The following is a 24,028-nucleotide window of genomic DNA, read 5'->3' as shown; positions in this document are numbered from 1 at the left end:
TGGCCTCCAGGCCGAGTGAGTCAGGGAAGGGCCGCAGGGACGGCCGTGGGCCGAACGATACGCCGCCGGCCTGCCCTGCAAGGGTGTCGAAGGTCATGGCCGGGCGCAAGGGCCAGAACGAGCAAGGGCGCCCGGTGGGGCGCCCTTGCGTGGGTAACGCATCGATTACAGGCCGCCGCCGCCGCAGCCCTTGCCCAGGTAGTCGTCGATCAACCTGAGCTGGTCACCCATGATCGCGCGGGTCCAGGCCGGCCCATGCGCATAGTCGGCGATGGCGTGGAACTCGACCGGCTGCCCCGAGCCCTTGGCCTTGTTCACGAACCACTCCGACTGCTCGATGGGAACCGTACGATCGCGGTCACCGTGGTAGACCATCAGCGGAATCTTCATCTCTCCCGCCTTGTCCAGCGGGTTCAGGCCGTCCACGGTCTTCGACTGCGCTTGGCGGAAGAACGGATTGGTATAGAAACGCGCCCAGATCTTCTTGATGTCCGAGACGCCGGCGCCGGCAATCGCGCACTTGTACAGGCCGTTCGGGCGGACCGAGGCCGCAAACGCTGAGTAGCCGCCATAGGAGAAGCCGAACATGGCGATGTGGCCGGGCTGGGCGATCTTCTGGTCGATCATCCACTTGGCGCCATCATCCTTGTCGTCCTGCATCTTCTGGCCCCATTCGGCGTCACCGGCCATCCACAGCTTGCGGCTCCAGTCGGCCGAACCGCGGAACTGTGGGCGCAGGACCGCCATGCAGCGCGATGCCATCAGCGGCACCCACATCGAGCCATCGAAGTCCATGCCGTCGCGCGCCCATGGGCCGCCGTGCGGATGCACCACCGCCTTCCACGGGCCAGCACCGCACAGTTCGGTGTTCGGTGTGGTCAGGAACGCCGGAATATCCAGCCCATCGCGGGCCTTGTAATAGACCAGCCTGGTATCGCCCAGCGCAGCCGGATCAATCTTTGGATAGGACTTGGCCAGCAGGGTCAGCTTGCCGTTGCGCAGCAGGTGGTACTCAGGCGGATTGGCCGGTCCAGAGACGGCCAGCACGAAGGTCTTCAGGTCCTTGCTGTAGTCAACGACACGCACCGCACGGCCTGTGTCGGCCTGGGTGGTCGCGCGCTGGCCCGTCGCGGGATCGACCAAGGTGACGTCGCTGGACTGGATGCCCAGAGCCTGGCGCACGCCTTGGTTGAGGCCCTTGAATACCGGATGGGTCCACTCAACTTCGTTCTCGCGAGGGCCACTGTAGGTCACGCCAAGCAGTGCGCCGAACGGCACGCCCTCCACATCCTTGTAGCGGTTCACATGAACCGAACCCGCATTGAAGAATTTGTGTTCGAACAGCACTTCCCGCTGTTTGCGCGCAGTGATGTCGTACTCGTAGATGATGGTCTTGTCGCGGCCGACGTTGCTCTGGATGAAGGCGATGTTCGGGTCATCGGCGAAACCGACGACCTGGGTGATGTCGCGGTCCTTCACGTGCGAGCGGAAGTGTTCTTCCCACGCGTTGGTGGCCGGGTTGCGGAATTCGGTGGCGACGTAGGCACCGGTACCGTCCACGTCCTGGCGCAGGCGTGCGCGCAGTTCGCTGTTCAGGTCGGTGAGGTAACCGGCGACGCGTTCTTCGGTCTTCTGGATGCGCTGGGATGTGAAGCTGCGCAGGTTGACCTTGTAGACGTCTCCCGAGTTGCTGCCCGAGCCGTTGACCACCAGGATGTGATCCGGGTCGTTGGGCAGCGTGTCCAGCACCGTGGCATTGGACAGTGCCTGCTCCAGTTCTTCATTGCGGCTGGTGGCACGTGGAACGCTGATCGGTTCCTTCCACTGCTTGCCTTCGGTATCAGTGATGAAGAACTTGCTGATGAACGTCTTGTTGACCCGGTCGGTGCGCAGGTCGAATGGCTGCCAGAGGGTGACTGCCAGCAGTCCGTCCTTGATGAAACTCACGCTCTGGAACTTCATGCGGCCTGCGCCGATCGTGGTAGGCGCTGCGCTGAGGTTGTCGGTCTTCCAGACCAGGATCACGCGATCTTCGCCGCGGGCTTGAAGCCCGGCGATCTGAGTACCGTCTGGAGACACGGAAAGACTTGATATGTCCGGGAAGGCGGCCAGCTGTTCGATCGTGGGGACCGTCGGCTTGGCATGGAGGTGCAGCGGCGCGGCGACGGCCAGCGCGGCCAGCAGCAGATAGTGCTTCATGCTACGTCTCACTGTATCCGAGCGATGGGAGAGTGGGCGTTGCACCCACCCCAAAATACAGCCGCCGCCCGGAAGGGCGGCGGCTGGTGGTGCAGGCTTAGAACTTCTTGCTGAGGTTCACGAAGAACGTACGGCCGAAGTAGTCGTAGCCACTGTACAGCGGGGCATTGCCGATGGTGTTGTAGATGCCGGCACCCGGGCTGATGGTCGGCGGTTCCTTGTCAGCGAAGTTGCGCACGCCAGCGGTGGCCTGCCACTTGTCGGCGGTGTACTGAACCGAGAAGTCCTGGGTGATGTAGTTCGGCACGGCCAGCTTGTACGCCGAGGTTGCGGGATCTTCCTCGTAGTACGCATAGCTGGACATGTTGTCCACCCAGTTCATGCCATAGCGCACACGCCATTCCTTGAACTTGTAGGTCAGGTCCAGCTGGCCGGTGAACTTCGGGTTGTTGATCCGGCCGTTGGCGTCAACCAGCGGATCGTCCTCGAACACCTTGCCGGACTGCTCCAGGAACCGCGAGACCTGCACGTTGGCGCGGAATTCGCCCGGACCGATGTCGCGAACGTAGCGGGTGGTGAAGTCCAGACCGCGCACCTTGTCGGTGGCCAGGTTGGCATAGCCGTTCTGGACGGTCAGGGTGTTGTTGGGCGAACGGCTGATCAGGCGGCACAGACCATTGTTGGCGGCGAAGTCGCCGGTGGTGCCGTTGTAGCAGGTGCTCAGGATGTAGGTGGCACCCATCTGGGCAACGCCGTTCTCCACTTCGATGTCGTAGTAATCGACGGCGAAGGACAGATCACCGAAGCCGCTGCCGAACTCCGGCTGCAACACCAGGCCGACGGTGAACGCGTCGGAGGTTTCGGCCTTCAGGTTGGCACCGACCAGGCCACCACCGATGGAGTCCACACGTACCGAGTTGGTCGCGGTGAAGCTGGTGGGCAGGCCCTGGGACGCGCAGTTGATGTAACGCGGGCTGGTCGGATTGCGCGACCCGTAGTTATTGCAGGGATCGCTGGAAGCGTTCAGGAAGCCGCTGGTGGCGCCCAGGAACTGTTCGAACAGCGCCGGGGCACGGTACGAGGTGCCGTAGGAGGCACGCAGCGACAGCCACTTGACCGGCGTCCACAGGCCACCCAGCTTCCAGGTGGTGTCCGAACCATACGACTTGTAGTCGGTGTATCGGGCCGAGGCGTTGAAGGTCAGTTCCTCGGCAGCGGTGACGCCGGACAGCAGCGGCAGCTCGATTTCGCCGTAGGCTTCCCACACCGAATCGCTGCCGCGGGTCGGGTCGGAGCTGGTCAGGTTGTACAGGTTGCGGTTGATCGAGTGGATGCTCGGGGTATCGTCGATCTTGGCCTTGCGGTATTCGACACCGAAGGCGCCGGCGGCGGTACCGCCCGGCAGGTCGAACAACGGACCATTGACGTTCAGGTTCGCGGTCGATTCCTTGTAACTGGTGTTGCCGGTGACCGGGGTGTAGACGAAGTTCTTCCACTCGTACGGCAGTTTGCCGGCCAGCGTCTGCGCGTTGAGCATCGGTGCGGCAACGCAGCCGTTGGCCGGGTCCACGCACCTGAAGCCACCGGCGCCGTCGGACACCACGTTCAGGCTCTGTGCCAGGCGATCAGTCAGGAACGTGTTGAAGGTGTAGTCCGCATCGGAGTCGGCATGGCTGACCATGAAGTCATAGTTCCACTCCGAACCGAGCCGGCCGCGCACGCCGGCGGTGGCACGGAAGAAGTCCACCGACTGCTTGCTGCGGTCGTTGCCGAAGCCGATGAAGGTGCGGGCCGACACGTTCTTGCCATTGGACGTTTCCGTCGGCAGGGCGAAGGCCGGCAGGTTGGCCAGGTCACCGAGCAGCGGATTGCCGACCGAGTAGTCATAGGACAGCTGGCGGTAGCCGGTCTGGGTGGAGTCGCGCTTGTTGCCGAGGAACTCGTAGTAGAACTCGGCATCTCCCATCACGCCCAGATCCACGCCACCCTGGAAGAACAGAGTGTGGGTGGTGGCCGGGGACACCAGCGATTCCTTCAGCAGGCCTGGATCGAAGGTGTCGCGGTCGTAGTAGCCGACAGACTCATAGCCCGGCAGGCGGCCGGTGGTGACGGCGGGATTCGGACGCCAGCGGTTGAACCCACCAAAGGTGGCGGTGCCCAGGGTATTGATGGTCACGCCGCCGGAATCGAGCGTGAAGCACTTCGACTTGCCGGTGGTCGGATCGATGTAGTCGCCGCTACCGAAGTAGTTGCCCACGGTCATGTCGCGCAGGTTGTCGGTCGGACAGCTGGCCCAGCTGCGATCACCCACGGTCATTTCATTGCGGCGGTAGTGCTCGTATGAGCCGGAGAAGTGCGAGCGTTCGCCGGTGCTGCCGAACACGATCGAGTATCGGGTTTCGTCACCGCCACCGCTCTCGGTGGCGTTGTGCTGGAACTCGGCCTCAACACCGTCCACGTTCTTGCGGGTGATGATGTTGACAACGCCGGCCACAGCGTCCGAACCGTAGATGGACGAAGCACCGTCCTTCAGGATTTCCACGCGGTCGACCATCGCGCTGGGCAGCACGTTCAGGTCGGCCGAGCCGACCGAGCCGCGCGAGCCTGCCGGTGCAACGCGGCGGCCGTTGAGCAGGATCAGAGTACGGGTGGCGCCCAGGCCACGCAGCGACAGGGTATTGGCACCCGGGCCGCCATTGGTGACATAGCCACCGAAGGAGTTGTTGATCTGTGCGCTGCCGGCAGTGACGCTGTTGCTCTGCAGCGCGGCGGCGGTCGAGTTGAAGCCCGCCAGGGTGGTTTCCTCACGGGTTACGACCTGCACCGGCGAAACCGAGTTGAACACGTCGCGGCTGATGCGCGAACCGGTGACGGTCACCGTGTCCAGGTTGGTCGCCTTGGACTTCGGTGTTTCTTTCGGTGTGTCTTGTGCCGTCTGCGTCGAACCCGCGTCCTGGGCGAATGCCGGAGCGGCTGCGATGAGCAGCACGGCAGAAGCGAGGGCAAAGCTCAGCGGATGCCTGCCGAGCGACTTGCGATTGATCATCTGAAATCCCCTTGAATCCAATGATTGCGTCGTACACCGGGGACATTGCCTTGCGGGCGTCTCCGTGTGCCCCTTGCCCGGTGTTGGCAGTGGTTCTGCCCCCGGTTGCACCGGCTTCACGGGCCGGTAACTCGAGATTAACATGACATTAACCGAGCCTGTCAAACGTTCATTGCGCAGTCATCAAATTTTTGCAAAGACGCTTTCCGCCCCCGGGAAATTCGCCTGTCTTTGTTATATCTATTTGATTTTCAATAAATTTTATTGATACGCTCGATGGTGTCTGGATGCTGAATGGACGGGCGATCGGAGCCCGTCCCCAAAAAAAAGGCCCCGCCGAAGCGGGGCCTGGTCCAGACACGAAGTCCGGAAAACGACGGGATCAGAAGTTGTACTTGACCTGGGCCGAGATCTGGCGGCCGTAGACGCTGTAGAAGCCGTCATTGAACGGGGTCGATTCGTTGCCCGGGTAGTTGTAGCGCTGGCCTTCCGGCAGCTTGTTGAACACGTTGTTGACCATCAGCGACAGGACCAGATCGTCCTGTGCCTGGTAGTTCATGCTCAGGTTGTACGTGGTGTACGAACCCCACTTGCCGGCCTTGGCGCCGGACGAGTGGACGTAGCCGTAGCTGCGGCCGGTGTAGGCCAGGTAGTTCGGAGTGCTGCCGACGTAGTTGGCGTACACGGTGGTGGTGAACTTGGCGATGTTCCAGGCCACCGACAGATCGCCACGGACCTTGGCGAAGTTGTCGTAGTACCACATGTTGTACGGATCGCTCAGCAGGTCGAGCTTGGCGGCGCCCGGCATCGGCTGCACTTCACGCTTCAGCATGTTGGTGTAGTTGCCGGAGAACATCAGCGAGCCGAAGCGACCGATATCCTGCTGGTACTTGGCCGCCACCGTCACCGCTTCCAGGTTCTGGCTGGCGACGTTGAGCTTCGGCGTGTACACGCGGGTCAGGTTGCCGCCGGCATCGCGCGACACCCAGTCGGTGACGTTCTGGCAGCTGGCCGAGGTGTTGTTCGGCAGGCCGTTGTGGCACTGGTACTCGGCCAGCAGCAGCTGGTCGGTGCTCAGGGTCTTGACCTCGTTCTTGATCTTCCAGTTGTAGTAGTCGGCCGACAGCGAGAAGTTGCTCACAGGGGCCCACACCACGCCTGCGCTCCACACGTCGGCGGTGATCGGCTTCAGGTCCGGATTGCCGGACTTTTCGCTGTACACCGAGGTGTTCTTGTAGAACGAGCAGGCCTCGTCACGCAGGCCGTAGCCCAGCTGGCTGCAGCGGTAGTAGTCGTTCTGGCCGGACGAGTACGAGCCGCTCATGCCCTGGAAGGCATCGGACAGGGTCGGTGCACGGAAGGCGGTGCCGTACTTGCCGCGCAGCAGCAGGCTCTCGATCGGACGGAATTCCAGACCGATGCTGTAAGTAGCCTTGTCGACGGTCTTGTCGGCGATCTTGAACGCGTCATAACGGCCCGAGGCGCTGACGGTCAGCTTCTCCAGCAGCGGCATGCGCAGTTCGCTGGTGACCGCGTAGTTGCTGCGGTGGCCGGCACCGGCGACGGCGGTGGTGCCCCACACGTTGCCGTCGACGAAGGCCTGGTCCGGCGAGTAGTCCCAACCTTCGCTGCCACCTTCCAGCACGACGGCCAGGCCGGCGTCACCGCCCGGCAGGCTGAACAGCGAGCCGTTGGTCACCTGCACGCGACCCAGGTTCTGCCAGGTCTTGCTGCGGTGGGTACCGTAGCCGGTGAAGCTGGCGAACTGGTCCGGGGTGATCGGCGAGTAGAAGGCAGCGTAGTTCGGGTTGTAGATGCCGAACGTGGCGGTCGGGTCCTTCGGGTCGGTGTAGGTGCCCAGGCGCGGGCCCAGCACGGTCTGGCCGAAGAAGTCCTCGATCTTGTCCTTCCAGCGCACGAAGCGGTTCTGGTCCAGGCGGTACTCGCCACGGGTGAAGCTGGCGCTGTAATCCCAGTCGCCGACCATGCCCTTGCCGCCCAGGGTGACCTGGTAGGCGCGGCTCTCATCGGAGTTCAGGATGTTGTTGTAGTCGCCCGCGCCGATCTCCTCCGGCGCGAAGGCGCGCTGCAGGTTCACGACCTTGCCGGCGCCCTGGTCGTAGAAGCCGCCCATGACCGACTTCGTGCCCCACCACAGGGCGCTGGAGCCGGAGGTGAACTCGGTCTTTTCCTTGCTGTACAGCACGTCGGCGAACAGCTGGAAGTTGTCGTTCACGTCGAAGGTCATCGACGAGTAGAACTGGCCGCTGTTCTTGCCGTTCTTCAGGGTCTTGTAGCCGGCGCTGTACACCGAACCGCAGGACTCGCCCGACGCGCGCTTGCCGACGACGGTGGTGCCGTCGTACAGGCCTGCCACGTTGGCGCAGCGGCTCGGGTCCATCATCAGCAGCTTGTTGTCTGCATTGGTGATGACGGCGAAGTCGTTCGACGGCACCTGCGCGGTGTAGCCGACCGGGTTGTTCTGCTTGGTGATGTCACGCTGGTAGCCCCAGATCGGGCTGCCGTTCTCGATCTGCACGTTGACCAGCGCGTGGAAGCGGTCGTCGAACGCGTTGAAGCCCTTGGCTGCGCTGAAGCGGATGTTGCTGCCGCCGCCTTCGGTGTAGGTGCCGCCACGGACGGTCATCGTACCGCCGTCCATGCGCTCCTTCAGGATGATGTTGACCACACCGGCGATCGCGTCCGAGCCGTACAGCGAGGACTGGCCACCCGGCAGCACTTCGATGCGCTCGACGATGTCGATCGGAATGCCGCTGATGTTGTTGAAGGTGTCGCTACCGTTGTACAGCGCCGGATACGAGAGCATCGGGCGGCCGTTGATCAGGTACTTGGTGTAACCCGGGTTCAGGCCGAACATGCCGGCTGCTTCAGCGCCCTGCGTGAACGAACCCGAGGTCTGGCCGCCCTGCAGGCCGCCGGTGGTCAGCGACGACTGCTGCAGCACTTCAGCAACGCTGCTGAAGCCGCGGGTCTGGATGTCTTCGGCGGTGATGGACATCACCGGGGTCTGGGTTTCAACCTGGGTCTGCGGGATCAGCGAACCGGTGACGGTGATCTTGTCCAGGTTGGTCGCCTTGTCCTGGGCCATTGCCGGGGCGGCGGCCATCAGGGCGGAAATCAGGGCGACAGCGAGCGTGTTGCGACGTGCGGTGTTGCTTACGTATTTCATGTAGTTCCAATAGAGAGCAAAAACAAAAACGGCACTGCGCATGCGCCATCGTGCGCGCTGGGAACCAGCTTCGCAGCCCAAAACAGTGCTTCAGGAACGTAACATGAACTTAACAATCTGTGCACGAATCTGTAGCAATCCTGAATTTCAGTCAGGCTACGTCCAGCTTGTATGATGTTGGGTTATTCCCCCTGATACAGCTGGTGCCCGTTGTGAACAGTTCCCCCCGCCGCCCCCATGCCAGCCAGGTCCAGAAGGGACTGACGCCACATGCCCGCATCCGCAATGTCATCGCGGTCGGCTCGGGCAAGGGCGGTGTGGGCAAGTCGACCACGGCGGTCAATCTGGCCGTCGCGCTGCAGCAGCTGGGCGCACGTGTTGGCGTGCTGGACGCGGACATCTACGGCCCCAGCGTGCCCGCCATGCTGGGCTTGTCCGGTCGCCCGGAAAGTCCCGACAACAAGAGCATCGAACCGCTGCGCGCGTTCGGTGTGGACACCATGTCGATCGGCTATCTGATCGAAGAGGACACGCCGATGATCTGGCGTGGGCCGATGGCCACCTCGGCAATGACCCAGCTGTTCAACGACACCCTGTGGGACGATCTGGATTTCCTGCTGATCGATCTGCCGCCAGGCACCGGTGACATCCAGCTGACCCTGACCCAGAAGATCCCGCTGGCCGGTGCGGTGATCGTCACCACGCCGCAGGACATCGCCACGCTGGATGCAAAGAAGGCGCTGAAGATGTTCGAGAAGGTCGAGGTGCCGGTGCTGGGCATCGTCGAGAACATGGCGGTGCATACCTGCAGCAACTGCGGGCATGTCGAGCACCTGTTCGGTGAAGGCGGCGGCGAGCGCATGGCGGCCCAGTACGGCGTACCGCTGCTGGGTTCGTTGCCGCTGCAGATCGGCATCCGCGAGCAGGGCGATAGCGGTACCCCGATCACCGTGGCGCAGCCCGATTCGATACCGGCCCAGGCGTACCGCCATGCCGCGCAGCGCCTGATCGAGGAAGTGGGCAAGCGCCCGCGGGCATCGATCCCGATCCTGTCGTCGTTGCTCTGACCGCGGCCGCAAAGAAAAAGCCGCCGGCGCGAGGCCGGCGGCAATCAGAGGCGTTCCTGGAGAGGGAACGGCTTACCAGTCGTACTGGACCTGGAAGCGGACATAGCGCGGAGTGGTGTAGTACTTGCCCACGCCCACGTTGTTGTAGGTGCGGTCGTAGTCTTCGTCGCGGGTCACCTCATAGACCTGCAACGGCTTGATGCTGTTGAAGGCATTGAGCACCGATGCCTGGATGCTCAGGCCCGACAGCCAGTTTGGACGATAGGTCAGGCTCGGGCTGACATTCAGCGTCCACGGCGTGCGACCGGTGGTGCCCTGCGGCGACAACTGGCCATTGCAGTAGTGGAAGGCAGCGCCGTAGCCGTATTCGGTGTCAAATGTGCCGGTACCGCCGCCGAAGCAGCTGATCGGGGAGCCGGACTGTGCCTGGATGTTCAGGCCCAGCTGCCACTCGGGCGTGAAATCATACGAACCGAACAGCTTGATCGAATGACGGTGGTCATTGAACAGGTAGCCGTCCGCGCCGTACATGATCTCGGCGAAGTCGAAGTCCGACGTGGTGCCGGTATCGTCCTGGCCATTGGCGCTCTTGACCAGGCCTTCATAGTTGCCATCGAGCTTGGACCAGGTATACGACAGGCTGGCGTACCAGCGATCGGTGCGCTTGTCCGCGCTGAGTGTCAGTGCCTTGTACGTGCGCTTGGCCTTCGGCCCCAGCACGTTGCCCGGCACGTGGATGTCTTCCGGAGTGCCATCGCCGTTGACATCCAGGGAGATGTTCAGATCCTGGCCCGGATTGAACAGGTAGCAGCCCGGCAGACTGCCCGGCACGCTCCATTCGCTGTCCCAGCTCGATACGTCGTAGCCGGCGGCCACGGCGGCGTTGTAGATGGCGCGGGAGTCGCAGGTATCGTCGATGACGTTGTGGATCTTGCGGTAGGTGGCCTTGATGCCGACCGTCCAGTCATTGAAGAAATCATTGGCGCTGGACAGCTGGTACTGGTAGCCCAGGATGGCTTCATCCTGCGTGTACGGCTTCAGGCCACGGCTGGCGACGGCCTTGGGGTCCGGAGTCGAGCCGTTCTCGCCGTTGTACACCAGGCTGTTGTAAGGCGTTGCGGCGACATTGGGCTTGCCCGAAACCGGGTCGTAGGAACCCAGGTAATCGTAGTAATCGACGGTGTAGTACGACGGGCTGGCGGCGCGCAGGGAGACGTTCGCCGCGACCGGCAGCGAGTAGCGGCCCAGTGAACCGAACAGCTTGCTGCGGCCGTCGCCGGTGACATCCCACGAGAAGCCCAGACGCGGCTGCCAGATGTCGTCCTGCTTGACGAAGCTCACGCCGTCGGTGTTCTTGTTGTTGAACGAATCATTGCGCATGCCCAGGTAGAGCATGAAGTTGTCCGTGATCTGCCAGTTGTCCTGCACATACCACGACTTCTGGTCGATGCTGACGCTGCCGCCAGTGCGGTAGTTGATCCGGTATGCGTCAGGGCGCGCGCGCGTCGGGCGAACGACCCAGTAGGCGCCGGAAGAGTAAGCCGTGCCCTGGGTGGATTCCCATTTCTCGTCGCTGTAGCCGAATGCCAGGCGGTGGTTGCCGAGCTGCCATTCGAAGTCCAGTTTGCCGCCCTTGCGCTCGTTCTTGCCGCCCATCATGTCGACCGACGAGGCGACCGAGCAACCGATCGGGTTGCCGTTGTAGACGACGTACGGGCAGGCACCGTCCGGGGAGTGGACGTCGCCGTTGTAGTAGCTCATCACGCCATTGCGGTCGACGGTGAACTCTGAGGCCGTATTGCGCATCTGGCCGTACTGCAGCGAGGCGGTCAGGTTGTCGGTGAGGTAGCTGGTCCACTTGAAGATGTCGGTCTGGCCGCCGCGCTTGCCGATCAGCTGACCCTTGTAGCTGGTCCGGTTGGAACGTTCGGCTTCCACGTCATAGACATTGTTGTAGTAGTCGTAGGTATAGCGGTTGCCATTGTCGAACCCGGTGTATTCCAGGTGGTTGTTCTCGTTGAGGTACCAGTCGACCTTCAGCAGCCAGTAGGGCGTCTTGACCTGGTAGTCGTACGAGGTGCCGCCGGTGGCAGCGTCGGTGTACTCCGAGCGCCCGCCATAGACCGAGCTCTTGGAGTTGCTGAACTGGCCCATGGCGAACACGAACAGCTTGTCTTCGATCAGTGGACCACCGGCCCAGGCCGAGTAGACGTTGGAGGAGCTGTCGGCCTGGCTGTAATCGCGGAAGATCTCGCCGTCATTGCGGTGCGAGTTCGGGAGGTGGTCACGCCCCCACGATGGCGCACCGGTCCACGAGAAACCGCCCTTCCATTCATTGGTGCCGCGCTTGACATTGACGCTGGTCACGCCGCCGGTGGAGAAGCCGTACTTCGCGCCATAGCCGCCGGTCTGCACGTCCAGCTGGTCGATCGCCTGGTAGGGGATTTCCGAGAAGGACAGGCTGTCATACAGGTTGGTGACATTGAAGCCGTTGACGTAGTAGCTGTTCTCTGCCGCCGAGGCACCGCCGAACGATGCCGGGCCGAAGTAGCCGCTGGAGGAGACGGTGCCCGGCGTCAGCAGCGAAACGCTGGTCACATCGCGGCCAACCGGCAGCGAGTTGAGCTGCTCGGCGGTGAAAGTGGTGCGGGTTTCCACGCTGCTCAGGTCGATCGGAGCAACGGCGGCCGCGCGTACATTGACGGTATCCAGCGAGGTGGCGCTGCCAGCGGCAAAGGTGGCCGTGGCCGTCTGACCGGCGACGACATTGACGCGGGTGCTGCCTACCTGGGTGCCGCCGCTGTAGCTGATCACCTCATAGGTGCCGGTCGGCAGCTGGGAGAGGCGGAAGCGCCCGTCGCTGCTGACGTTGGTTTCGCGGGTCGCACCCGAGGCCAGGCTCTTGACCTGGACCTTGTCGGCGGAGGATGCCGTACCGACGATGTCACCAGCAGTGCTCTGGGCATAGCTGGTGCCGGCCAGGGCGCCCAGGACGACCGCGAGAGCGGTGCGCTTCAGGGCGCGTCCATTGAAGTTCAGATTCATCGTGTTCCTTTGCGGTTGCAGAGGGAAATCGGTTCAATTCAAGCGGACCTGAACGAATTGTTCAGGATGAATGAAACCGTAACGATGAATTTTTCTTCGTGCAACGTTCATCTGGCGCTCATGAATAGCTGGGCGCTGGAAAATGCTCTCAGGTTGTTGAATTAAAAGAAATTCTATTTTTTGTTTCGGTTTGTTTCGTGTCTGATGAGATGATTGAAAGTGACACAAGTGTATGCTAATTGAACTGAAATGCGACGATAAGTCTCATTTGTTATTCATGGTTGTGGGGCATCGATCTTGCGCGCGGTGCCGTGAAGTGGCTCGCTGGGCCGAGGAACAAGCATGGCCGCCACAGGGAGGCCGCCTGTAGAATCGCCGCCTCGGGCGCAGCCCCATTCCCCCTCGTTCAACAGGACAGAGCATGAGCATCAAGAGTGACCGTTGGATCCGCCGCATGTCCGAGCAGCACGGCATGATCGAGCCGTTCGAGGCAGGGCAGGTCAAGCAGGCCAACGGCGAGCGCATCGTCAGCTATGGCACGTCCAGCTACGGTTACGACGTGCGCTGCTCGCGTGAGTTCAAGGTGTTCACCAACATCAACTCAACCATCGTCGATCCCAAGCATTTCGACTCGGGCAGCTTCGTCGACATCACCGCCGATGAGTGCATCATCCCGCCGAACAGCTTCGCGCTGGCGCGCACCGTGGAGTACTTCCGCATTCCCCGCGACACCCTGGTGGTGTGCCTGGGCAAGAGCACCTATGCGCGCTGCGGCATCATCGTCAACGTGACCCCGCTGGAACCGGAGTGGGAAGGCCACGTCACCCTGGAATTCAGCAACACCACGCCGCTGCCGGCGCGCATCTATGCCAATGAGGGCGTCGCGCAGATGCTGTTCTTCCAGGCCGCCGCCGATGACATCTGCGAGACCTCATACCGCGATCGCGGCGGCAAGTACCAGGGCCAGACCGGCGTGACCCTGCCGCGGACCTGACCGGCGCGCCATCGCATGACGAGAAAACGCCGGGCATGCCCGGCGTTTTCATGGGTGCGGCCACATGCTGCGCTCGCCGGGCATGGCCCGGCACCAGCTTATTTCCCGCGACCGAACAGCATCGCGATGCCGACACCCACCAGCGCCACCGGCCACCAGGTCAACAGCAGCTTGGACAGGTTCAGATGCGTCCAGCCGAGGTTGCTGGCGAGCATGAACAGGCCGATCAGGATCAGCAGGACGGCGGCAACGAGGTTGAATCGCATCGGGTCGGCAAACGCTCAGGACTGGGCTGGATATCCTAGCCGTTCCTTCCAGTAGGCGACATGCTGGTCCAGCGCACCCGGCTCGTAGCGGTGCGCGGGGCCGCTGCCCCAGACCGGGCCCGGCCACGCGGGGTCGCCGTCATGGCGGCCGATCACATGGAAATGCAGCTGGCGCACGATGTTGCCCAGCGCACCGATATTGATCTTCTCCACCCCGTCGGCGCCCTTCAGGGCCTTGCAGGCGCGGTTGAGCTCGGTGCGCAGCTTGTCCTGCTGCTCGCCGTCCAGCTCGATCCACTCGGTCACCCCGGCCAGGCGCGGTACCAGCACCAGCCAGGGGAATCGTTCGTCGTTCATCAGCCGCACTTGCGACAACGGTCCTTCCGCCACCAGCACGCTATCGGTGGCCAGGCGTGAATCGAGTTCGAAATCGCTCATCCAAGATGCTCCGAGAAGAAGTCCAGGGTGCGTTGCAGCGCCAGGGTGGCGCTGTCTGGATCATACGCATGTCCGACCTCCCGGTTGAAGGCGTGGTCGGCCGGATAGACGAAGGTGGCCATCTGCGGCAGCTTCTCGCGGTGGGCCTGGACGGCCTCCGGAGGGATGCTCCGGTCCTGGGCGCCGAAGTGGAAGATCACCGGTGCCTTCGGCGTCTCATCGAGGAACTGGACGTTGCGCGCACCGTAGTAGCTGACAGAGGGGAGGCCCAGACGCACTGCGGACAGCATCGCCACCGTACCGCCCCAGCAGTAGCCGACGGTGCCGACCTTGCCGTAGGGGGCCAGGCGGGTGGCCGCCGCGCGGACCACTTCCAGCGCCCGTTCCATGCCCAGCGCGGCTACCCGTTCCAGCCCCTGCTTCACGCCGTCGGCGTCGTAGGGCAGGGCATCCGGATCGGCCTCGGGTCCATCGACCAGGTCGAAGAACGAAGGCGCCAGCACCGCGTAGCCTTCGGCCGCGAAGCGCTCTGCTACGCCGCGGATGTGCGGGTTGGCGCCGAAAATTTCCTGCACCACCACCAGCCCGCCACGCGGGGTGCCCTCGGGGAGTGCCTGCCAGGCCCGTACCGCGCCGTGGTGCGTATCCAGGGTGATCCACTCGGCCATCGTCATCTACCTCAGTTGCAGGGAACAGGACTGCATTGTCGGTGTTGCGTGGGTTAGCACGGTGTCAGCGGCTGTGCGCGATCGGGCGGCTGGCCATTCAGAGCCCGGCCGCCAACCCCGGCGTACCGGCGCCCTTTCAGGCCCCGGCCCCCAGGAACCCCTGCCGCGACGGCAGGGGCCCAAGCCCCCAGAGTCCCGCGATTCCATGTCCCAGCTGAACCCCAAAGTCGGCTTCGTCAGCCTTGGCTGCCCGAAGGTGGTCTGAAATAGACTTTATTGGGCATCGTCGTGACTTCTGAAAGAGCTTGTCAATGTGTAGAGTTGCTGGCTCCAAACAGGGAGCAGGAAGCTTGGATCTACATCGAAGGGATGCATACATAGTGGCAGTAGCGCCCGCCGTGGTTTTCCTCGGTGTATACGCGTATGAGAACGGCCGCTATTACTTTCTGAAGGTTGCCCCGGAGTTCATCGATCTTTCTCTGAATCGCCTTTTGGCCGGTGGCGCCGTCATCGGTGCGCTGGCAGTGACATTGGTGGGGTTTACGCTTTGGATGTGGAGATACAGTGCGAACGGTAGGCTCGATAAGCGATTGCTGGCTGCTTTTCTAGCACTCTCAGTTTTTGTGGCTCTTCCGGTGCTGCTATGGCTTCAAGAAGTCCCTTCATTTCTTATTAAAAGTGGGCCTCCCACTCTTTTGAAGGACGTGATTGCGATGTTAGTCGGCTTCGTATCGTTCGCTGTAGCAAGCGCAGTCGTCGATGTCGTCCGTCGCAGCGTCGAACGAACGAATATAGCGGCGCGTATTGCGGCGATTAATGCTAATAGATCTGCGGACATCGGTGCCAAAGGTGCTATTGGACGAGCTGCTAAGGATGAGGCCGACACAGAGGTTCAAGGCGTGCCGCAGATCCAAGCTGGAAAGCAGTTGTCGAAGCGTGCGCCCGTAGCGTTCCTTTCTCCGTGGAAGTTTCTTGCAGCCATCGGGTTGTTGTTCTGGACGGCCGTCGTCTTTGCAGGACTCGGCTACAGAGTGGAACGCAGCTACAACTCCCGTCTCTGCTTGGCAGATCGTTTCGTGGCAGACGTTCGCGGGGATAGCTTGCTTCTGAAGAGCTTTAATCCCAAGACTGGTGAGATACTCTCGCCAATAGAGGTTGTGGAGACAAACGGCATTGACTTGGACAAGTGCTCGCCACGACTAGTCGGTGCTAGTGGTTTGGTCCTATGGCCTTAGTCGGCCCGCCAAGGATAGCGGTTGCTCCACGCTACGCAGAGGGATGTTTCTTGCCTCGAGGCGGCCCGAAGGCTGTCTGGTACATTCGCACGTGGCGTAGAATCGCGCGCTGAGATAGACTTAGGAACGAGGGAGGCAAGGATGAATGCAGTAGATCCTGGGAAATTGATTCGGCCGATCTACGAATGGATGGCCGCTCAGCGGTTCGACCAAGAAAGGGAGTTCACTGCGGCTGATGCGACCCGAGGGATTGGGCTAGCACCATTTCAGAGCCGGATTGTCGATGGCGTTCTAAGGACTATCGCCTCGGATCAGGTGCTGTCCGAGTGCGACAAGAAGTACCGGCTGACTAAGGAAGGGGAGCAACGTGTCTACCCTGGAGCGATTTGGGAGAATGTCGCTGAGGTTGTTTTCGACCTCAAGAACTACATGCTGACCATTCGCCCGACCTCGTTGTTTGAGCTGCAGGAGTACATGGTAGAAGTTCCTCAGCGGCTGAATCCAAGACAAGAAGCGGTCCTTGATCAAGCGATCGCGCTGCTAGTTAAAGAAGAATTCTGGACTCTCGTGGGTCCCGGCACCTACTCTCTCACGGAAACATTGACCTGACGCGCTAGGGTGTGCCAGGTCGCCGTATGGCGCGCAGGTGGCCATGGCCACGTAGGTGGTTTCGATACGCCTCAACCGTCGCTGCCCACGCGGCCTTTGCTACTTCGGGACCGGTCGCAATCACGCAGCCGCGATGATCCACAACGGCGAGCTGTGCCGGCATACCCTCATCATCGGTGACTGTGATCCCTTCAAAGACCACAGCACCGATAGTCGGCGGTGCTGCAAGCTTTTCAGCCGCGCCCATGGCCGCCTCCTGCCGCGCGCTGCCGCTCCGGCGATTCTTCCGCCAGACCGAGCTTAAACTGCACGACGTTGTCGACGACAGCCGGTGAGGCCGACGCGCGCACGCTGCGTGCAGGCCGGTTGAGCCGGCGCCATGCCTCGACCGCCTTGGCGAGGTCGGCATGCTTGCTGGTCGACCTGCAGTCGCACTCGACCAAGTGGCCACCGCCAGCGGAGGCGCAGCGCTTGTCGTGGATGTGGCGCGCGCGGTGGCCGGCGGCGCAGTTCGGCAACCCTTCCAGGTGGCTGATATGTTCCTGGGTCATGGCTTGTTGCACTCCTCGATGTGGGCTTCGAGCTGTTCGATCAGGAAGGTGGCTTCGGTCGCCCTGCGGCGGCGCTCGTGCGTGCTGACCGGAGCCTCGTCGGCGTCCCGGATCCACTTCAGCGGCTCAAGGAACCAACTCGGGTCGACAGGCAGCAGCTGGCGCGGGACGGCCTTGTTGTCGGGTGGGAAGCAATCTGGCCCTGCCCAGTCCTCGCTCATCCCCCAAGCGCGTGCACACGCGCCGCTGGAAGTCGTGGACCTTCTCGGGCTGGATTACGCGCGGTGTCTCGAACAGTGCGCGGACAACGAGCTCACGCTGGTGGGCGCCGTACACGTGCCCTGCGTCGGCCTGCATCCAGCAGCCTGGCCGGTGATCGTCCTTGTTGCGATACTCGCAGCGCACTGGCTGAGCGGTGTAGAGCGCTTTCAACAGGGTGTCAGCCCAAGCGCGCACCTCGCGCCCGTCAACAGCGGTGGCCGGATCGACGCGACGCATGGCAGAGACAACCGCGGCGACAGGCGACGATGCCTTGGTGGCCTCGACAGCCGTGGCCGGGGAAATGGGCAGTGGTGCGGTCATGCGAACAGGTCCAATTGGACCGGCAGTGCCGGTGCGCGCGGCGGTGCCGGCAGTGGAGAGGGGGGGGGGCGGTGGCACGTATGCGCGCGCTGTGCAGCGTTGAAGGCGAACCAGAAGCCGAGACCGTGCCGGCGTGCCCAGCATTCGGTCAGCAGCACGCGCGCGGTGTGCTTGGCCTGTGCAGCGGTGAGCAGCTGGTCAGCCATGGGTGATCTCCTCCGGCTGCATTGGCATGGCAGAATGCTCGGCAGAAACGACTAGGGTGCTGGCGTGCCGACGATGCAATGGGCGGTTGAGATCAAGAACTCGATAACTTGCGCTTTGCCTGCAGGGCAGCAGGCTTGGCTGGACCCAGCTTGGGCGCAGTTCTGGGCTAGTGTGCTGGGCTTGGCAGTGGCTATAGCCGTACCTACGGTGTTGCATGTGCGTGATCGCAAAGATCGACTTGCCGACAAACAACTGAAGGCAAGAACGTATGCTGTCAGCGTCGTTACGGACGTTCTCATGCTTCGTGCAGTGCTTGACTCGGCAAAGAAGCTCCACGGTGACCAAACTCGTGAGCTGCTGGACAAAGTTCAGATCGTGACGAACCTGTCTCCGGCCTTGCATGCTGCGATGCCGCAGCTGCACGAGTTTGGGGCGGCGGCTGCCCCGATGCAAAGTGCCTTCGCAGCGATCAAGCGACTCGAGCAGGCTGCTGTAATAGGAGATTTTGAGGAGAAGAGTCAAGGCATTATTGAGGCAGAAACCTACAAAGCTATGGTGAAGTTCATCAATCAAAGTTCGGAACGCCTGGCTAGCGCCTCTGCTGCAATTGATGTGCTGTTGCAATGAGGTAGGGAGGGGGCCAAAGATCATTTGCCCTCCGCCTTGCTGTCGATCAGTGCAGTGTTGGAGTTGCTGCGATGTCCTTGGGGCGCGGTAGCGGCCAAGGCGCGCGCGAGCGGGTGGTCCCGATCGTCTGGATGGATGTAGGTCATGGCAGAATGCGCTCCGCAATGGATTCGGAAGTAAGGACATGAGCGAACTGCTTCGATGGGCTCGAAAAAAATCTATGCAAATTGCCGAATGGACTCGGAGGTACGTTGTTGGAGCGCTGATGGTTGCTTTTGGTGCTGGAGCCGCAGCGGCAACTCTGTTTGTTGGTGTCCCGGAACTTCGGTCTGCTGAGGCCGCTAGCTGGGCTTCTGCCATCGCAGCGATTGCTGCTGTTGTAGTAGCCCTCTGGCTGGCAAGCGAAGCGAGGCGGCGGCAGCGTGCTGAGCGCGTAGAAGCCGGCAGGATCGCGTTTATTTCGCTTTGGCCTCGCCTTCATCGAGCTCAGGCTCAAGTGTCCGGCATCAGTGGCTTTCTGCGGTGTCAAGAGCATGTTCCCGCAGCAGCTGAAGCAGAGAAACTGACTGTCATGATTGATGCTTTGGAGGATGAGTTGGGCAGGATCGGGGCATCGACGAGCTCCCTGGACATCGAGCTCGCTCAGCGCGTCACCGGTGCAATTGCATTGGCTGGGTATGTTGCACGTCAGGCGCGCAGATTTACTGAGCCCAGTCCGCCGAGGAATCGTTTGGAGCTTTGGGAAGGGTTTCGCATGGAGTGGGCAAATGACGGAACAACAGCGACAACTCTGCTCTTGACCTTGAGTGGTGATGCCGAGGCCGAGGCAAACCGCGTTACGAGACGTGCAAGCGTGGCACCTTCCAGAGACGACAAGGTTCCTTCTTGAAGAACCATCACTGAATTCCGGCGCGGTTTCTATTCTGACGCCGGACAATTGGACTCGGGTAGGTTCTCGGGTGAAATTGACAGCGAAAGAAGTTCTCGTGGCTGCTCTCACCAAACCCAGGAGTGTGTAGCCGACGTGTATATGTCCGGCTGGCACGGACCAAGATTTTCCGAGCGGATGTCTGCTAATGGCGCGTCGCCGGTCGACATGGGCGCGCTGCCGAGCATTGCTGCGATGCCCCAGTTCGGCCTTGATGGCCGGCCAGGCGGTGCGTAGCTCCTCCCAGCATCGCCTGGCGAAAAACACCGCGCTGTTGGCGCAAGCTAAGGCGACGGAATCGACGCCGGTGCACAGCGCCCGCGCCAAGAGGGCGAGCAGCAGGCCGACGGCGACGGCGCAGAAGAAGGGCAGGGCCAGGTGGCGCATCAGAGGTCTCCGTGCTGCTTCAGGGCGTGCGCGACCGCTTCGCAGACCGAGGCTGCGGTGATCCGCCATACGGGGCAGAGCAGTCTCCACCTGTCGACGCTGACTGGCCTTGACCGCCACATGCTGGGCCGTCGCCTGCCAGAGCTGGCCCGAGAGGGCCGCATCTGGCGCGGCCGGTCTGCGCCGTGCGCTACGACCGGTAAGCCCACCTGTACCTGGTGGCCAGTGGCCCCGGGCCAGAACATGCCGCTGGGGCTTTGACATGTCGACCATCATCATGTCGCAGTGCTGGCCGCTGCAGGGCCTGAGCGTCATGCAGAAGGCCGTGCTGATCTCGCTGGGCTCCGACGTGTCCGGGCGGGATGGGGTGCTGAAGCAGGCGGTGGCGGCTGCCCAGCTGACACACGAGCAGGTGGCTGAGCATCTGGCGCTGCCGCCGGCAATCCCGGCGTTCAACCCGGTGGCGCTGTTGGCTGGCACGGTCGAGGCCTCGCCAACCGCAGACGCGCGCATATGTTGCTGACCGCCTTGATGGCCTCTGGGATCTTGCCCGCCTGGATCAGCGGCAGCGCCCGGCGCTCCCGGATCTGCTGCAGCGCGATCAGGTCTTGGCTCAGCGGTGAGAAGTCCTTCAGGCCGAGCGTCTTCCTGTAGGTGTCGTAGTAGCGACGCAGCAGCTGGTAGCGGCCGGCTGCAGTGGACTGGATCTTGAGCTTCGGCAGGTCCACCAGCACGCGTGGGTGGTCGGTGTAGCTCTTGAACAGTTGGCCGCCGACGATCACGTCATAGCCGCGATCCTGGGTGGGCTGCTTGCCATTGTCCGTACCTTCGGACCAGGCCAGCATGTCGAGGAAGGCCACGACGTTCACGCCGCCAGACTGTTGGGGTGCGATCTGCGCCATGGCGCCTCCGAAAAAGAGAACGCCCCGGTCAAAGTGGGGCGTGGAATTCATGGAATCTCTGCAGCTTTTCTTTGTGCTTGTGCTGCCCATGGCGCACGATGGGCACTCATTCAGAACGGACCATTGGGCATGACCGCCGACGATTTCACCGACTTCGCCGCTTACACCATTCGCCTTGCTCACATCAGTGCAATCAGCGACGTAGTTGATTGCGGACCGCAAGCTGGCAGCAGTCGCTATCAGGTCAACATCATTGTCGCCGGCGTCACGTTGTCGGAGGCCTATCCTTCTGAGAAATCCGCCCTGCAAGCTCGTTCTGAGATCTTTGACGCCCTGGAGAGCTGCTAAAGCCCTCTGCAACGAAAAAGCCCCGGCTGGGCCGGGGCTTGAGTCTGGATGGTGGTCAATTTGCCCGCCAATCTACGGACCCTGCAAGTCCTCACTAAGCGGCGCGATTCAGCGCCCTCGAAAACTGCTCCGCAGCAACATGCTCCGCACTACGCATGCGCTCATGCATCCACTCGTATACCGGGCGCCAGAACCGTCGATACGCCGCATCGTCAGCGCCGATCGCCACCCCGCGCTTGCGCCCGCTGAGCTGCTCCAACCCCATGCCGCCGCATACCTCGCATTCAACGACACCACTCCCGGTCGGCGCGGCCTGAACCCGCGTGCCCTCGCAGGACTTGCAGCAGCCGCAGCTGGCCAATTCCGCAATCACTGCGCCGGCCAGTACCCCAAGCTGCTCCATAGTGTTGTTCGGCCAGGCTGCAGCGCGCGCCTCGTCCAGCGCGTTCTCGGTCCTCTGTAGTTCGCGCCGCTGCGCCTCCGTCACCTGGCTGCCACCCCACCCCATGCATGCCTTGGCGATGCCGAACTCTGTCCGTGCGGTAGCCAAGCCATGCATCTGCCGGATGAACTCCGGGGCAACCAGCCCGATTACCGCTTTGCGCAGATGCTCGCGGCGGCGAGATGCGTTCTCTGGCCACCACAGCGCCTCCATCAGCTCCCGGCCAAGACCGTCCTGCACGTACGCCATGGCAGCGGCAATGTCCTGCGTCGTCAGCTCGGGGCGTCCGCCGCCGCCGCATGCGTCGAACCTCTGCGTGGCTGGCCCCATGCGATTTGCCAACAGTTCGAGTGCCTTGTTCATTTCCATGCGCCTTCCCCCTGGTGGTTTGCTCGTGCAGCGCGCGATCGCGCCAGGTGGTTACTTGCTGCGGCCCTATTGAGACCCTCTCTCTAGATCAGGCGACAACCGAAGCCCATGCCGTGCATCAAGCCTTCCCCCCGCATACAATCGCGCGACTGAAAACGGGGAACGTGGCGTGGCCGATCCGATTAACTACTGCAGCTGGTTCACCAGCTCGCTCTGCATGACGCAAAGCGAATGGGCGACATGGACCCAGGCAGGATTGACTGTGGGGACCTTTGCATTTGCAATGTGGCGCCAGAAGGTAGCGAGCGAAAAGGCCGCCAGAGAGAAAGCCGAATCTAACGAAAAGCTGAGGGCGGAGCGGCAAAAGAGCGCCTTGGAGCGGAAGACCGCCGCCGATTTGCTGCAGCAAGAAAAGACCGCGAATGCGGCGATAAGAGCCCGTGCTATTGCAGTCTCTATGCGAATTGAGATGACAGGATTCTTCTCCGTCGTGTCTACAATCCATCTTCGAGACAACCTGAAAAGCCCTGCCGCAGCATTCGCGGAGTATGGCGCATACCTTGATATCAGACATCGTGCGATGGACGCTCTGGACCTCGGCGATGCAATTCATCCTGTGCTGGACGTAGTTTCGGGAGCTCAAACTGTCTACGGGTATCTGGTTACTTGCAGACCTCAGGAGAACTTCGAGGAGAAGGACTACAAATTCTTCGAGTCGTGTTCGAAGAAGCTGATGCCATTGGCTGAGGAGGCCGAGAAGGCCATTGAAAGTCTCATCAAGCGTGAATGATCGAAAGGATTTGTTCGGGTGCATCAGTCACGCTCCGGGCAGGCCGGCTCAGCGTCATAGTGCGTGATCTTGGGGTTGTCACCCCGCCAGCTGCCGAACACCGATCGCTTACTCACCGAGTCCCATAGCATCAGCCGCGTGCCGTCCTGCGGCGCGTCGGAGATGGGCTTCCACCGGGACGCTCGCTTGTTCCAGGCGCGGCTGGCTTTCTCCATTGAGCCTTCATCGACGGCAGGCGTCGCTGGGCATTCATCCAATGCGGCGTCGCACATGATGAGAAACCCAATCCCGCTTCGGCTGGCCATCACCGAGGGTTCGCGGCCGCACCAAGGGCATGGCTTCAAAGCGGGCGCAGTCATGCTCGCTGCTCCCAGCTGGCAGGAAGGCGCTGCACCTGGCCGCCACGGGCCTCGAACTGGTCCACCGTCTCGGCCGGGCCATCGGCGACCACCCGGGCCTTCACTCGCCTGGGTCGGGACACCGTGTTGTGGTTCATCCGCCGTTCGCGTGGCGCGACTTGAGGGTTCAACCTCGGCGCCAGTGCGTTCGTCTTCTTCATGATGCCGCCCTCAGTTCTTTGATGTAGGTCTGGTTTGCAATCAGCTCGTCGTCGGAGCCGTACGTCTCGTGGAAGGTCCGCGAGCCATCCAGCAGGCTCGGGCCGTAGATCTGGCGCATCGTCGCGAAGGTGTTCCCCTTCATTGGATGCCGCATGTGGTGCCATTTGCAGAGGGCGTAGCCGAACATGTGGCCCCGCCGCAGGTTCCCGCTCTTGGCGTGGTTGTAGTCGCAGCCGTAGACCACAAGCTCCGGCTCCAGCAGCTCCTGCATCTACAGCGCGAGGCAGGCCATACACGGGCCGGTCATGGCCAGCTCGATGCGGGCGCCCTCTTCCCTCGTCGGCGGCGGCGCCTTCGACCACATCAGCGCAGTTCCGGGATAGGGCCGGCATAGCGCGTGATTGGGATCTGCCGCATGCCTTCGCGCCACACCGTCATCCCGCGCGAGGCGTACATCACCAGTGGCTTCACCCCATAGCGGTAGGCCAGATACCAACCGGCCACGACCACTGGCTCGCTGACTAGGCGCACTTCCAGGCCGAAGTGATCGGCGCTGGTCATGCCGCTTTGTCTCCCAG

The 24,028-nt window shown here is 62.2% G+C and carries 25 protein-coding genes; 9 read left to right on the top strand and 16 right to left on the bottom strand.

All coding sequences use genetic code 11. The annotated features are described in order from the left end of the window. Positions 1-165: 165 nt before the first annotated feature. From ACZK4H_RS15520 to ACZK4H_RS15510, 3 genes are all read right to left on the bottom strand, one after another. Positions 166-2,199: an alpha/beta hydrolase family protein gene (locus ACZK4H_RS15520; protein WP_099554980.1), complete on the bottom strand. Its 2,034-nt coding sequence runs from the start codon at positions 2,197-2,199 to the stop codon at positions 166-168. Between the two features lie 97 nt (positions 2,200-2,296). Next, the gene (locus tag ACZK4H_RS15515; RefSeq protein WP_099554978.1) at positions 2,297-5,245 is read right to left on the bottom strand and encodes a TonB-dependent receptor plug domain-containing protein; all 2,949 of its coding nucleotides are present in this window, start codon (positions 5,243-5,245) and stop codon (positions 2,297-2,299) included. 382 nt (positions 5,246-5,627) lie between these two features. Next, positions 5,628-8,435 carry a TonB-dependent receptor plug domain-containing protein gene (locus tag ACZK4H_RS15510; protein ID WP_049433599.1) on the bottom strand — a complete coding sequence of 936 codons (2,808 nt, stop codon included), beginning with the start codon at positions 8,433-8,435 and terminating at the stop codon, positions 5,628-5,630. Between the two features lie 212 nt (positions 8,436-8,647). On the opposite strand from ACZK4H_RS15510, the gene apbC reads away from it, so the two are divergent. Next, positions 8,648-9,502 (top strand): iron-sulfur cluster carrier protein ApbC, encoded by an 855-nt coding sequence (apbC, locus tag ACZK4H_RS15505; protein ID WP_099554976.1) that lies wholly within the window; start codon positions 8,648-8,650, stop codon positions 9,500-9,502. A gap of 72 nt (positions 9,503-9,574) precedes the next feature. On the opposite strand, the gene ACZK4H_RS15500 is transcribed toward apbC, so the two are convergent. Then, positions 9,575-12,547: a TonB-dependent receptor gene (locus ACZK4H_RS15500; RefSeq protein ID WP_099554974.1), complete on the bottom strand. Its 2,973-nt coding sequence runs from the start codon at positions 12,545-12,547 to the stop codon at positions 9,575-9,577. Between the two features lie 421 nt (positions 12,548-12,968). On the opposite strand from ACZK4H_RS15500, the gene dcd reads away from it, so the two are divergent. Further along, on the top strand, positions 12,969-13,541 hold the full coding sequence (gene dcd / locus ACZK4H_RS15495; protein ID WP_005410499.1) for a dCTP deaminase: 573 nt from the start codon (positions 12,969-12,971) through the stop codon (positions 13,539-13,541). Between the two features lie 98 nt (positions 13,542-13,639). Here the strand turns inward: dcd and ACZK4H_RS15490 are convergent, their stop codons facing one another. The 3 genes from ACZK4H_RS15490 to ACZK4H_RS15480 are packed head-to-tail and all read right to left on the bottom strand — an operon-like array spanning position 13,640 to position 14,913. Continuing rightward, complete coding sequence (locus ACZK4H_RS15490; protein ID WP_005418011.1) at positions 13,640-13,807, bottom strand: LiaI-LiaF-like domain-containing protein; 168 nt, start codon at positions 13,805-13,807, stop codon at positions 13,640-13,642. Positions 13,808-13,822: 15 nt separating this feature from the next. After that, complete coding sequence (locus tag ACZK4H_RS15485; RefSeq protein WP_010483023.1) at positions 13,823-14,245, bottom strand: HIT domain-containing protein; 423 nt, start codon at positions 14,243-14,245, stop codon at positions 13,823-13,825. Further along, positions 14,242-14,913: a dienelactone hydrolase family protein gene (locus ACZK4H_RS15480; protein ID WP_099555058.1), complete on the bottom strand. Its 672-nt coding sequence runs from the start codon at positions 14,911-14,913 to the stop codon at positions 14,242-14,244. The genes ACZK4H_RS15485 and ACZK4H_RS15480 overlap by 4 nt, the downstream gene beginning before the upstream one ends. Before the next feature lie 398 nt (positions 14,914-15,311). Here ACZK4H_RS15480 and ACZK4H_RS15475 point away from each other — a divergent pair, with 398 nt between their 5' ends. Further along, positions 15,312-16,148 (top strand): hypothetical protein, encoded by an 837-nt coding sequence (locus ACZK4H_RS15475; protein ID WP_143567711.1) that lies wholly within the window; start codon positions 15,312-15,314, stop codon positions 16,146-16,148. Between the two features lie 141 nt (positions 16,149-16,289). Beyond that, the gene (locus ACZK4H_RS15470) at positions 16,290-16,757 is read left to right on the top strand and encodes a hypothetical protein (RefSeq protein WP_143567709.1); all 468 of its coding nucleotides are present in this window, start codon (positions 16,290-16,292) and stop codon (positions 16,755-16,757) included. Between the two features lie 233 nt (positions 16,758-16,990). On the opposite strand, the gene ACZK4H_RS15465 is transcribed toward ACZK4H_RS15470, so the two are convergent. From ACZK4H_RS15465 to ACZK4H_RS15455, 3 genes are all read right to left on the bottom strand, one after another. Then, entirely contained in the window at positions 16,991-17,308 is a 318-nt protein-coding gene (locus ACZK4H_RS15465) for a hypothetical protein (protein WP_099554965.1), read from the bottom strand. Further along, positions 17,305-17,529 carry a hypothetical protein gene (locus ACZK4H_RS15460; RefSeq protein WP_239503764.1) on the bottom strand — a complete coding sequence of 75 codons (225 nt, stop codon included), beginning with the start codon at positions 17,527-17,529 and terminating at the stop codon, positions 17,305-17,307. Before ACZK4H_RS15460 ends, ACZK4H_RS15465 begins: the two co-directional genes overlap by 4 nt. A 357-nt stretch (positions 17,530-17,886) precedes the next feature. Continuing rightward, complete coding sequence (locus tag ACZK4H_RS15455) at positions 17,887-18,096, bottom strand: hypothetical protein (RefSeq protein ID WP_478472985.1); 210 nt, start codon at positions 18,094-18,096, stop codon at positions 17,887-17,889. Between the two features lie 64 nt (positions 18,097-18,160). Here ACZK4H_RS15455 and ACZK4H_RS15450 point away from each other — a divergent pair, with 64 nt between their 5' ends. The 3 genes from ACZK4H_RS15450 to ACZK4H_RS15440 all read left to right on the top strand — a co-directional run bounded on the left by ACZK4H_RS15450 (position 18,161) and on the right by ACZK4H_RS15440 (position 20,562). After that, on the top strand, positions 18,161-18,724 hold the full coding sequence (locus tag ACZK4H_RS15450; protein WP_329813200.1) for a hypothetical protein: 564 nt from the start codon (positions 18,161-18,163) through the stop codon (positions 18,722-18,724). 184 nt (positions 18,725-18,908) lie between these two features. Beyond that, positions 18,909-19,613, top strand: coding sequence for a hypothetical protein (locus ACZK4H_RS15445; protein WP_158230225.1), 705 nt, complete (start codon positions 18,909-18,911; stop codon positions 19,611-19,613). Positions 19,614-20,301: 688 nt separating this feature from the next. Further along, the gene (locus ACZK4H_RS15440) at positions 20,302-20,562 is read left to right on the top strand and encodes a hypothetical protein (RefSeq protein WP_099554962.1); all 261 of its coding nucleotides are present in this window, start codon (positions 20,302-20,304) and stop codon (positions 20,560-20,562) included. Here ACZK4H_RS15440 and ACZK4H_RS15435 read toward each other — a convergent pair. After that, positions 20,492-20,941: a glycoside hydrolase family 24 protein gene (locus ACZK4H_RS15435; protein WP_099554960.1), complete on the bottom strand. Its 450-nt coding sequence runs from the start codon at positions 20,939-20,941 to the stop codon at positions 20,492-20,494. The two genes, ACZK4H_RS15440 and ACZK4H_RS15435, sit on opposite strands and share 71 nt — an antisense overlap. Before the next feature lie 129 nt (positions 20,942-21,070). Between ACZK4H_RS15435 and ACZK4H_RS15430 the strand changes: the two genes are divergently transcribed. Then, a complete protein-coding gene (locus tag ACZK4H_RS15430) occupies positions 21,071-21,289 on the top strand; it encodes a hypothetical protein (RefSeq protein ID WP_099554958.1) in 219 nt (72 codons plus the stop codon). Between the two features lie 94 nt (positions 21,290-21,383). Here ACZK4H_RS15430 and ACZK4H_RS15425 read toward each other — a convergent pair whose 3' ends face one another. Beyond that, positions 21,384-22,094: a hypothetical protein gene (locus tag ACZK4H_RS15425; protein ID WP_308304014.1), complete on the bottom strand. Its 711-nt coding sequence runs from the start codon at positions 22,092-22,094 to the stop codon at positions 21,384-21,386. Between the two features lie 175 nt (positions 22,095-22,269). On the opposite strand from ACZK4H_RS15425, the gene ACZK4H_RS15420 reads away from it, so the two are divergent. Then, entirely contained in the window at positions 22,270-22,890 is a 621-nt protein-coding gene (locus tag ACZK4H_RS15420; protein ID WP_143567707.1) for a hypothetical protein, read from the top strand. A 23-nt stretch (positions 22,891-22,913) separates the two neighbouring features. Here the strand turns inward: ACZK4H_RS15420 and ACZK4H_RS15415 are convergent, their stop codons facing one another. From ACZK4H_RS15415 to ACZK4H_RS15400, 4 genes are all read right to left on the bottom strand, one after another. Then, positions 22,914-23,249, bottom strand: a complete 336-nt coding sequence (locus ACZK4H_RS15415; protein ID WP_099554952.1) for a Lar family restriction alleviation protein — start codon at positions 23,247-23,249, stop codon at positions 22,914-22,916. Next, positions 23,246-23,449 (bottom strand): hypothetical protein, encoded by a 204-nt coding sequence (locus ACZK4H_RS15410; protein ID WP_143567705.1) that lies wholly within the window; start codon positions 23,447-23,449, stop codon positions 23,246-23,248. Before ACZK4H_RS15410 ends, ACZK4H_RS15415 begins: the two co-directional genes overlap by 4 nt. Next, positions 23,446-23,721, bottom strand: a complete 276-nt coding sequence (locus ACZK4H_RS15405; RefSeq protein ID WP_239503765.1) for a Ref family recombination enhancement nuclease — start codon at positions 23,719-23,721, stop codon at positions 23,446-23,448. The genes ACZK4H_RS15410 and ACZK4H_RS15405 overlap by 4 nt, the downstream gene beginning before the upstream one ends. A gap of 92 nt (positions 23,722-23,813) precedes the next feature. Further along, positions 23,814-24,011: a hypothetical protein gene (locus ACZK4H_RS15400; RefSeq protein ID WP_099554950.1), complete on the bottom strand. Its 198-nt coding sequence runs from the start codon at positions 24,009-24,011 to the stop codon at positions 23,814-23,816. Positions 24,012-24,028: the final 17 nt, after the last annotated feature.

This window comes from Stenotrophomonas sp. 78350_Sma, assembly GCF_056482105.1.
This window is presented reverse-complemented; position numbering and strand designations above follow the sequence as displayed.

What these genes read in the sequence shown, in the direction of transcription:
- ACZK4H_RS15520 (WP_099554980.1), bottom strand. Translation starts at nt 2,199, where the DNA reads ATGAAGCACTATCTGCTGCTGGCCGCGCTGGCCGTCGCCGCGCCGCTG.
- ACZK4H_RS15515 (WP_099554978.1), bottom strand. Translation starts at nt 5,245, where the DNA reads ATGATCAATCGCAAGTCGCTCGGCAGGCATCCGCTGAGCTTTGCCCTC.
- ACZK4H_RS15510 (WP_049433599.1), bottom strand. Translation starts at nt 8,435, where the DNA reads ATGAAATACGTAAGCAACACCGCACGTCGCAACACGCTCGCTGTCGCC.
- ACZK4H_RS15500 (WP_099554974.1), bottom strand. Translation starts at nt 12,547, where the DNA reads ATGAATCTGAACTTCAATGGACGCGCCCTGAAGCGCACCGCTCTCGCG.
- dcd (WP_005410499.1), top strand. Translation starts at nt 12,969, where the DNA reads ATGAGCATCAAGAGTGACCGTTGGATCCGCCGCATGTCCGAGCAGCAC.
- ACZK4H_RS15490 (WP_005418011.1), bottom strand. Translation starts at nt 13,807, where the DNA reads ATGCGATTCAACCTCGTTGCCGCCGTCCTGCTGATCCTGATCGGCCTG.
- ACZK4H_RS15485 (WP_010483023.1), bottom strand. Translation starts at nt 14,245, where the DNA reads ATGAGCGATTTCGAACTCGATTCACGCCTGGCCACCGATAGCGTGCTG.
- ACZK4H_RS15480 (WP_099555058.1), bottom strand. Translation starts at nt 14,913, where the DNA reads ATGGCCGAGTGGATCACCCTGGATACGCACCACGGCGCGGTACGGGCC.
- ACZK4H_RS15470 (WP_143567709.1), top strand. Translation starts at nt 16,290, where the DNA reads ATGAATGCAGTAGATCCTGGGAAATTGATTCGGCCGATCTACGAATGG.
- ACZK4H_RS15465 (WP_099554965.1), bottom strand. Translation starts at nt 17,308, where the DNA reads ATGACCCAGGAACATATCAGCCACCTGGAAGGGTTGCCGAACTGCGCC.
- ACZK4H_RS15460 (WP_239503764.1), bottom strand. Translation starts at nt 17,529, where the DNA reads ATGAGCGAGGACTGGGCAGGGCCAGATTGCTTCCCACCCGACAACAAG.
- ACZK4H_RS15455 (WP_478472985.1), bottom strand. Translation starts at nt 18,096, where the DNA reads ATGGCTGACCAGCTGCTCACCGCTGCACAGGCCAAGCACACCGCGCGC.
- ACZK4H_RS15445 (WP_158230225.1), top strand. Translation starts at nt 18,909, where the DNA reads ATGAGCGAACTGCTTCGATGGGCTCGAAAAAAATCTATGCAAATTGCC.
- ACZK4H_RS15440 (WP_099554962.1), top strand. Translation starts at nt 20,302, where the DNA reads ATGTCGACCATCATCATGTCGCAGTGCTGGCCGCTGCAGGGCCTGAGC.
- ACZK4H_RS15435 (WP_099554960.1), bottom strand. Translation starts at nt 20,941, where the DNA reads ATGGCGCAGATCGCACCCCAACAGTCTGGCGGCGTGAACGTCGTGGCC.
- ACZK4H_RS15430 (WP_099554958.1), top strand. Translation starts at nt 21,071, where the DNA reads ATGACCGCCGACGATTTCACCGACTTCGCCGCTTACACCATTCGCCTT.
- ACZK4H_RS15425 (WP_308304014.1), bottom strand. Translation starts at nt 22,094, where the DNA reads ATGAACAAGGCACTCGAACTGTTGGCAAATCGCATGGGGCCAGCCACG.
- ACZK4H_RS15415 (WP_099554952.1), bottom strand. Translation starts at nt 23,249, where the DNA reads ATGACTGCGCCCGCTTTGAAGCCATGCCCTTGGTGCGGCCGCGAACCC.
- ACZK4H_RS15410 (WP_143567705.1), bottom strand. Translation starts at nt 23,449, where the DNA reads ATGAAGAAGACGAACGCACTGGCGCCGAGGTTGAACCCTCAAGTCGCG.
- ACZK4H_RS15405 (WP_239503765.1), bottom strand. Translation starts at nt 23,721, where the DNA reads ATGCAGGAGCTGCTGGAGCCGGAGCTTGTGGTCTACGGCTGCGACTAC.
- ACZK4H_RS15400 (WP_099554950.1), bottom strand. Translation starts at nt 24,011, where the DNA reads ATGACCAGCGCCGATCACTTCGGCCTGGAAGTGCGCCTAGTCAGCGAG.